Raw genomic sequence first — 6,365 nt, 5'->3', positions numbered from 1 at the left:
GCTCAGCCGCTCAAGATCGATACGACCCATCCCACGAGGGAATCAGCGAAACCCAACCCGCGCAAGGGGGTGGGTAATTACCGGCGCACGGTATTTACACTTGAAGAGGACTTCGCGCGGCGCGAGCCATGTATGCGTAATCATTGGTTGCTCCCCGCTAGAGCCTGAACATTTTCTGCCGTGAATACACAGCTCTAGCAAATTCATTCGCCGTGACCTAAAATCGGCTCGGCACTGCTGCCGAACATGCTCATTACTTTCAGTTAGTGGCGCGCGGTGTAGCCCCCATGCCGAGCCTCTGCTTCACCGCAACATGCGAATTGCTTTTGTTTGATGTAAGGCATCCACCTCACGGCGTTGCGAGGGAGATCAGCATCAGCCCGGCGTGGCCGGCGTTTGAGATTCCCCCAGACAGGGCCAACCGCTTGGCTTCCTGGCGCGATACAAGTACCACTTCGATGTCCTCGGTTGGCTCCGGATCTGACAAGCCAGCGATAACGCACGTCGCCCGAATGAGGTGCAAGCGGTTGGCATAGCGAGCCGGATCGACGCTGAGGGTGGCGAGATGGGCTAGCGTCCCGCCGGAGTACCCAGTTTCTTCCTGGAGCTCGCGCGCACCAACTGCCACGGCGTCCGTATCATGGAGGTCCATCACGCCTCCTGGAAGCTCCAGGCTCAGACCCTGAAGTCCATGTCGGTATTGCCGGACCAGGATGACCCGATCCGCCGCGTCCGTGGCGAACACGTGAACGAAATCGGGGAATTCGAGAATGTAGTAGGGCGCTACCGCCACTCCATTGGGAGTTGAGCAGTAGTCCGCTCTGACGCTGATCCAGCGATCCTGGAGCACGTGGACCGACCGGTGAGTCGTCCAGCTCTTAACACCAGCCATCGCCGATCCTCTTATGTCGTCAAGTGTCAGCGCCGGGCGGCGGGACTGATACCCGAAAAAATCTGGAAACCACCTATGGACCTCTCGCCCATCGGCGAAGCCGTGCTCATTGCTCATGAGGGGCGGTGTCTGAAGTTTTACAAGGATGGAACGGGCATGTAGACCATTGGTGTCGGTCACATCTCTCCAGCCGGCACTCCGCTAGTCACTACCAGCCTGACGATCACCTCGGCGCACCTTGTGGACCGCGGTCGCGCAGTGATGAGGTTAAGGTTCGGCCGGGTCGGCTGACGCCGCATCTCCGGCCTATCCATGATCAGCCCCGACCGCATTCGCCGCACAGGGCTTTTTTCACGTTTGTACTCACCGTGCGTGAGCGTCTGACAGCACGATTTCCCGCAGGATTATGCTCACACGAAGCGTCGCAAAACGAACCTTTCCATGAGGAATCCTAACCAGACACTGCCCACCCCCCAGCCGATCACGTATGTATAATCAACAGTCACTCCTAGCTGAGGATTATAGGCAAGCCTTACCCACTCGACGATTTGGACAATTGGACTCCACTTCATGATGCTGTACAACTCCTCGGGAAGCATGTTGGGTAGAAAAAATACGCCGGATGTCATATACAGCACCACGGTTATAATGATGTAACCCCAAAGCCATCCCGGGAAGACCGTCATTATAGCCATGTTGATGGCTCCTATCCCAAGACCCAAAAGTAAAGCGATTAAATAGCCCCCAATAGCCATCGCCGGGATCTCCGGAGTAGGATCGACCCCTATTACGAGAAAAATAGCGACAATAATGATTAAACCATGAAAGCCTTTAATAGTTTCGACGAGAAACCTTGCCGCCATTATATCAAACGCTTTTACCTGCGGGTAATACATGAGGGGTCGGTTTACTAACATAGCTTTCATCGCTTCGCGTGAAGTATATTGAAAAACCAAGACTGGAACCGCGCCAGTTGCTACAAACAATATTGCATCATTCCCCATCGGCGACGGCATGCCCCTGAAGACCATGATCGCGACCATCAAAAAAATATGCGCAACAGGCCAGAGAACGACGACAACATAACCCCAGTACGATCCTCCGAAGCGGGTACGCATGTCACGAAGCATCAAAGCTCGAATGACATTTGCGTACACTTCAAATTCGCTTCGTCGAACGGTCGTTTCGGAGGCAGGTGGCAGCATGCTCAATCTCGCTATTAAGGCCGATAGCAGGCTATTATGAAGCCTTGTGGTCAAAAGTGCGATCGCGGATCCGCCACGGAATACTGCGATCAGATGCGGAACGCTACAATCAAACGATCGGTTGTATCCGGTTCGTGGCACCTGAACTTTGCTGGCGGTTGCAACGCCACACACGCCTGCAAAATTCCCACTCACCGTTTTCAAGCGAGGATAGTCTTATATTGACAAATAACTGCTGGACGGGGAATAGCGAATTAGGATCGAACCGACTAGTTGACGAGCTTAAGAAGCCGTCGCAAGGCGAACTTCCTTCGGGACAAAGCTCGAGCTTCATACCGGTCTAATTGTTCAACCTGAACAGAAGTCTGTGTCAAGAAATCGAGCAGAACGCTCTGCCCGGCCTCAGCTTTAGACGACGTATGTTCTGCGCTGCTCCGCAGAAGTTTAATTTTGAATGCCTGTACTCGTTGTAAATCGATATGTGCCTCAGCAGCACTACGAGCTGCCTCCAAAACGTGGCTAGCGTTGCCGTAGCTGCTGGCGATAAGCTCCGCCAGTTGCTCGATCTCCGCTTCCATTTTTGCATTAAGATCGGGGCTTGAGAGGCCGTGCTTGAGGGCGTTCTGTTTCGATTGCGCCTTGCCTATGGGTGTTCGGGGGCCTGTGCTCTTCGCAGAGTTGCGCCGATTGGCATGACTGGCACGCTCAGACGTCATCACAGCCTCTAAGTTCGAAGAGTATGGCTCACTGCTCGCCGGTACGCTCGATGTCAAACACGTCCGCGGCAACTTTCCGGGCAAGCTGCCCAAATCCTTCTCGCTTACGCTCGATCTCCCGGAGAAGGGCATCTCGACGTTGATCAGCGAGCAAAGCCATTCGATCGATGCGTTCGACGGAGGGCAAATTCAACAGGAAGCCGTGCGCAGCGACGTTTTCTGCCGTGAGACCACGCTCGCGTAGGAGGCCATCGACTTGTGCCTGCTGCTCTACATCTCCAGCCATCCAGCCTGCCGCCAAGCTATTAGCCGACGGGGTCATGAACTGGTTCAACCCCATGGGATCCGCGTTCTGAAGGGCAGGGCGGATCAAATCCTCGGCTGCCTGTAGTTGAGCTTGAACCAGAATCTGCCTCCGCCAACACCGGATCCGATTGGCCTCCCGGATCAAGTCGGTGATGTTCTTCACCCAGATTGCCTCGATGACGTCAGCGGGGCGGATTTGATGAACGATACTGCGCAGAAGCGTTTCGTACTGGTCCGGGTCTTCGCCCGGCAGCAGGGGTCGGTCGCTGAACAGAAAGTCGAGGTGAGCGGGAACGGCTGGAAGGACGTCTCCTGAGGCCGGCGCATCCACTTGGCTCAGGCGGTTCAGTTTTGCCTTCGTTGTCGCTCGGTTCGCCATCTGATCCACCGCTTCTGACACAACCTCCCTATCCGAAAGTATGCCCCGCGGACAAAGGCGCTCAGCGAGATTGGTTGCGGCGTCCACCACAATTGGAGCTGAGCCATGTGCTTCGGCCTCTTCGCTCCCGGCTTCGGGCCCAGCAAACCGGCGAGACCGTGGATGCTCTTCGCGAAGGACGACTGTTCCATCAATCTTACGCTTGATAGCAGAAGCCCGTGATCCGGGTAGCGGGCGCTTGATGACCCCCGCACCCAGATGCCGGAGCTTTTGTCGCTTCGCCTCGGCTGCTCGAGCGTGATCATTTCGCGTCTTCTCACGCCCACACGCCTCATGCGCTGGCCCAAGGTTCTGGATCTCGTCCGACCCACCGAGTTCAAGGGCCCGGATGTGTTCGACGATCCAGCGGTCCCGCACACCGTCAATGCGACAACCACAGACCACGCACGTCCCGCCCGTGCGCTCCCAAGCCTGAAGCCGACGGCGATTCGACAAAGAACCGCGTCGCGTTGTGCCAACGTCTTCAAGCGCGACGTACGGCATCAGAGCGCTCACTTCTGAGAGTCGGACGGTCAGCAAGTGCCTTCAGAGCCTGATAGGAAAGGTGCTCCCAATCGCACAAAAGTTGCTCGTATCGTTCGATCAACGTTCTGAGCTGCTCATCCTCTTCATGGCTTATGAGCCTCACCTGTAGACCGAGGGAAGCCACGGTCGGACGTGCAGGATCAGCCGCGCGCTGGCGCGGTTTCTTGTGGGGCATCGTGAGCCTCCGGCTGAGATCAAAAATTGTGATAAAATCGTCTGGCCGATATAAGGGGCCGTTCAATGCATTGAGCTCAGGCGCTGATTCTACTCATCTCGATGAACCTGCTTCGAATGGGGAGCTGGCGATCCGGCCAGTAGAAATAGAACGTAGACGAGAGTTGCGGTCCGTCCGCCACAAAGGATGTTGTTGTGATGCTGCATCCGATGCAGAGGCAGTATTTTCCAGGCGCGCTCCCGGAAGCGTCGCCCATGATTTGGTGGCGACCGACAATTCACTCCTGCCTACAACGAAACAGCTTCGCTGACGTTCGGTGGATTGGCGAAGGGCTTTCGCTGCTGCCCAGGTCCCTCGAAGTGCAGCGGAGATACACGTACGCCAAGTCTCGCCAGTCGCTAGGCGCCTTGCGTTCGCAGCCACGGCAGCTAATCGCATGATGGCACGTCGATCGTAAGTTCCGGAGACGATCAGCGGACAATCACGCGCTACCGCTTGTGCGCGATGGAAAGCCAGCTTAGCGAACGCCGTAGCTTGAAGGTGAAATCGTCGTTCCTTGGGCGGCGTTTGCTCTCGATCAACACGTAAACTTAGAAGCGCAGAAAACCACGAGATTGATCGATGGGATGACATCAACGCCTCCTAAACCTAATACCCTGAGTATCACCAATTGAGCGCTGGCTCAATACCTGAGGCATCATTTAAGCCCTGAGGAACCGATTAAATGCACATGCTGACTAGCGAAATGGTGCGAGCGGCGCGTGCTCTCATAAGGTGGGAGCAGAAGGATCTAGCTCTCGCTTCAGGCGTATCGTTGCCAACCATCAAACGGCTCGAGGCAAAGCCTGGCGATCTCGGCGCTCATGGGCCAACCATATCGGCTTTACGGCAAGCGCTCGAAGTCGCCGGTATTGAGTTCATCCCTGAAAATGGAGGAGGGGCCGGCGTTCGATTTCGTCAAAAGCGCGAAGTGGCGGAACAGCACTCGAATACAAATTGAACTCTGGGTAGCTGCGCTGATACGGCCGTATCAATCCAAGCTTAATTCAATCGGTCAAATAATACCTTCGGTAGCACAAGTCAATATAATTTCATATCTTTGGTATTGGTATTATCAATACGTCATCCGAAATATAAGCTTCGCCCTCAAACACTCGGCTGATAAATATTTGATCTCTAAGGGCGCTAAGTGGACCGTACTCTTTCTCGATTTTACTACATAACCGATCAATTCTCTCGCTTTCTTCCTCCCCCTCACGGCACTGTATGATGAAAGAAAGCCCCTGCCGACACGTGGCAGGCTCTAAGCGCCGGACACGGCGTTCGTAGGCCTTTCGACTAGTCACCGGCCTTGCTGCTCCTCAAGACGCGCAATGCGCCGGCTGAGCTCTTCGTCTCGCATCGCCTCAGTATGGACACCCACGAGCTTTGCAAGCTCGTTCGCTTCCTGAACAGTGATCGTGCCAACCGCTGCAGCTTGCAGGATGGCGTAGGTTGCTTTCGGAAGATCCTCAATCGTGCCGATCTCGGGCAGCATAAATCCCGAAGACCGCAACCGCCGGGCCGAGAGCTCTCCTAGACAGTACCGCATCATTCCAGAGTCACCGCCAAGCGCCATCTCGACAGCCTTATGCCTCAGCGCGCTCTCAGCTGCCTCCATGATATCCTCTGCACCAATTGAGTGGATACGGAGCACATCGTTCTGGCTCGAACGAGCAGATGGCGTTGAACGCCTCGATGTTGAACTGACTTTGTCGGACGACATTGCCGTCGCCACTCGCTTCGTGCGTAGCATCACACTCTCGGAATTGCTGTTTGCCCGGTGCTTAACGAGATGCGGGATCTAGCGCAGGTTCTGCACTGACGTCCAAGCTGGACGCGGCGTTGAGGAAACTTCCGCCCGCATCCTTTCGCCTCGCGGCAGCAAATGCAAGAACGAATCGGCAACATTTCAGCAATTTCCACTATGCTTTGAGAAAGCGACGATTAACCGGAAGCGAAATACGTTCGCCCCCACCTAGCCGTGAACACCAAATTCACATTTAGATTTTAGTAATTACCCACGCCATTGATGGCTGGTTTCAGGCGCCGAAGGTCTTGAGAATGG

At 55.3% G+C, this 6,365-nt stretch carries 6 protein-coding genes; 1 reads left to right on the top strand and 5 read right to left on the bottom strand.

Annotation, left to right across the window (positions count from 1 at the left end; genetic code table 11):
- Window positions 1-349: 349 nt before the first annotated feature.
- The 4 genes from CRT23_RS27015 to CRT23_RS29495 all read right to left on the bottom strand — a co-directional run bounded on the left by CRT23_RS27015 (window position 350) and on the right by CRT23_RS29495 (window position 3,519).
- Entirely contained in the window at window positions 350-1,072 is a 723-nt protein-coding gene (locus CRT23_RS27015; protein ID WP_245436638.1) for an NUDIX hydrolase, read from the bottom strand.
- A gap of 230 nt (window positions 1,073-1,302) precedes the next feature.
- Window positions 1,303-2,097, bottom strand: coding sequence for an ABC transporter permease (locus tag CRT23_RS27010; RefSeq protein ID WP_103712575.1), 795 nt, complete (start codon window positions 2,095-2,097; stop codon window positions 1,303-1,305).
- 269 nt (window positions 2,098-2,366) lie between these two features.
- Window positions 2,367-2,813 carry a hypothetical protein gene (locus CRT23_RS28255; protein WP_146056550.1) on the bottom strand — a complete coding sequence of 149 codons (447 nt, stop codon included), beginning with the start codon at window positions 2,811-2,813 and terminating at the stop codon, window positions 2,367-2,369.
- Between the two features lie 28 nt (window positions 2,814-2,841).
- Window positions 2,842-3,519 carry a hypothetical protein gene (locus CRT23_RS29495; RefSeq protein ID WP_245436636.1) on the bottom strand — a complete coding sequence of 226 codons (678 nt, stop codon included), beginning with the start codon at window positions 3,517-3,519 and terminating at the stop codon, window positions 2,842-2,844.
- Window positions 3,520-4,982: 1,463 nt separating this feature from the next.
- Between CRT23_RS29495 and CRT23_RS26990 the strand changes: the two genes are divergently transcribed.
- Complete coding sequence (locus tag CRT23_RS26990; RefSeq protein ID WP_348628903.1) at window positions 4,983-5,258, top strand: transcriptional regulator; 276 nt, start codon at window positions 4,983-4,985, stop codon at window positions 5,256-5,258.
- A gap of 342 nt (window positions 5,259-5,600) precedes the next feature.
- Here CRT23_RS26990 and CRT23_RS28780 read toward each other — a convergent pair whose 3' ends face one another.
- A complete protein-coding gene (locus tag CRT23_RS28780; RefSeq protein ID WP_181017502.1) occupies window positions 5,601-6,053 on the bottom strand; it encodes a hypothetical protein in 453 nt (150 codons plus the stop codon).
- Between the last annotated feature and the right edge of the window lie 312 nt (window positions 6,054-6,365).

The sequence above is a fragment of the Methylobacterium sp. V23 genome, assembly GCF_002917135.1.
In the GTDB taxonomy this organism is placed as follows: Bacteria; Pseudomonadota; Alphaproteobacteria; order Rhizobiales; family Beijerinckiaceae; genus Methylobacterium.
Note: the sequence above shows the minus strand (reverse complement) of the source record. Positions and strands in the feature narration are given on the sequence as shown.

Bases quoted from the DNA above. Each gene is read 5' to 3' on its own strand.
- CRT23_RS27010 (WP_103712575.1), bottom strand. From the start codon at position 2,097: ATGCTGCCACCTGCCTCCGAAACGACCGTTCGACGAAGCGAATTTGAA.
- CRT23_RS28255 (WP_146056550.1), bottom strand. From the start codon at position 2,813: ATGACGTCTGAGCGTGCCAGTCATGCCAATCGGCGCAACTCTGCGAAG.
- CRT23_RS26990 (WP_348628903.1), top strand. From the start codon at position 4,983: ATGCACATGCTGACTAGCGAAATGGTGCGAGCGGCGCGTGCTCTCATA.
- CRT23_RS28780 (WP_181017502.1), bottom strand. From the start codon at position 6,053: ATGCTACGCACGAAGCGAGTGGCGACGGCAATGTCGTCCGACAAAGTC.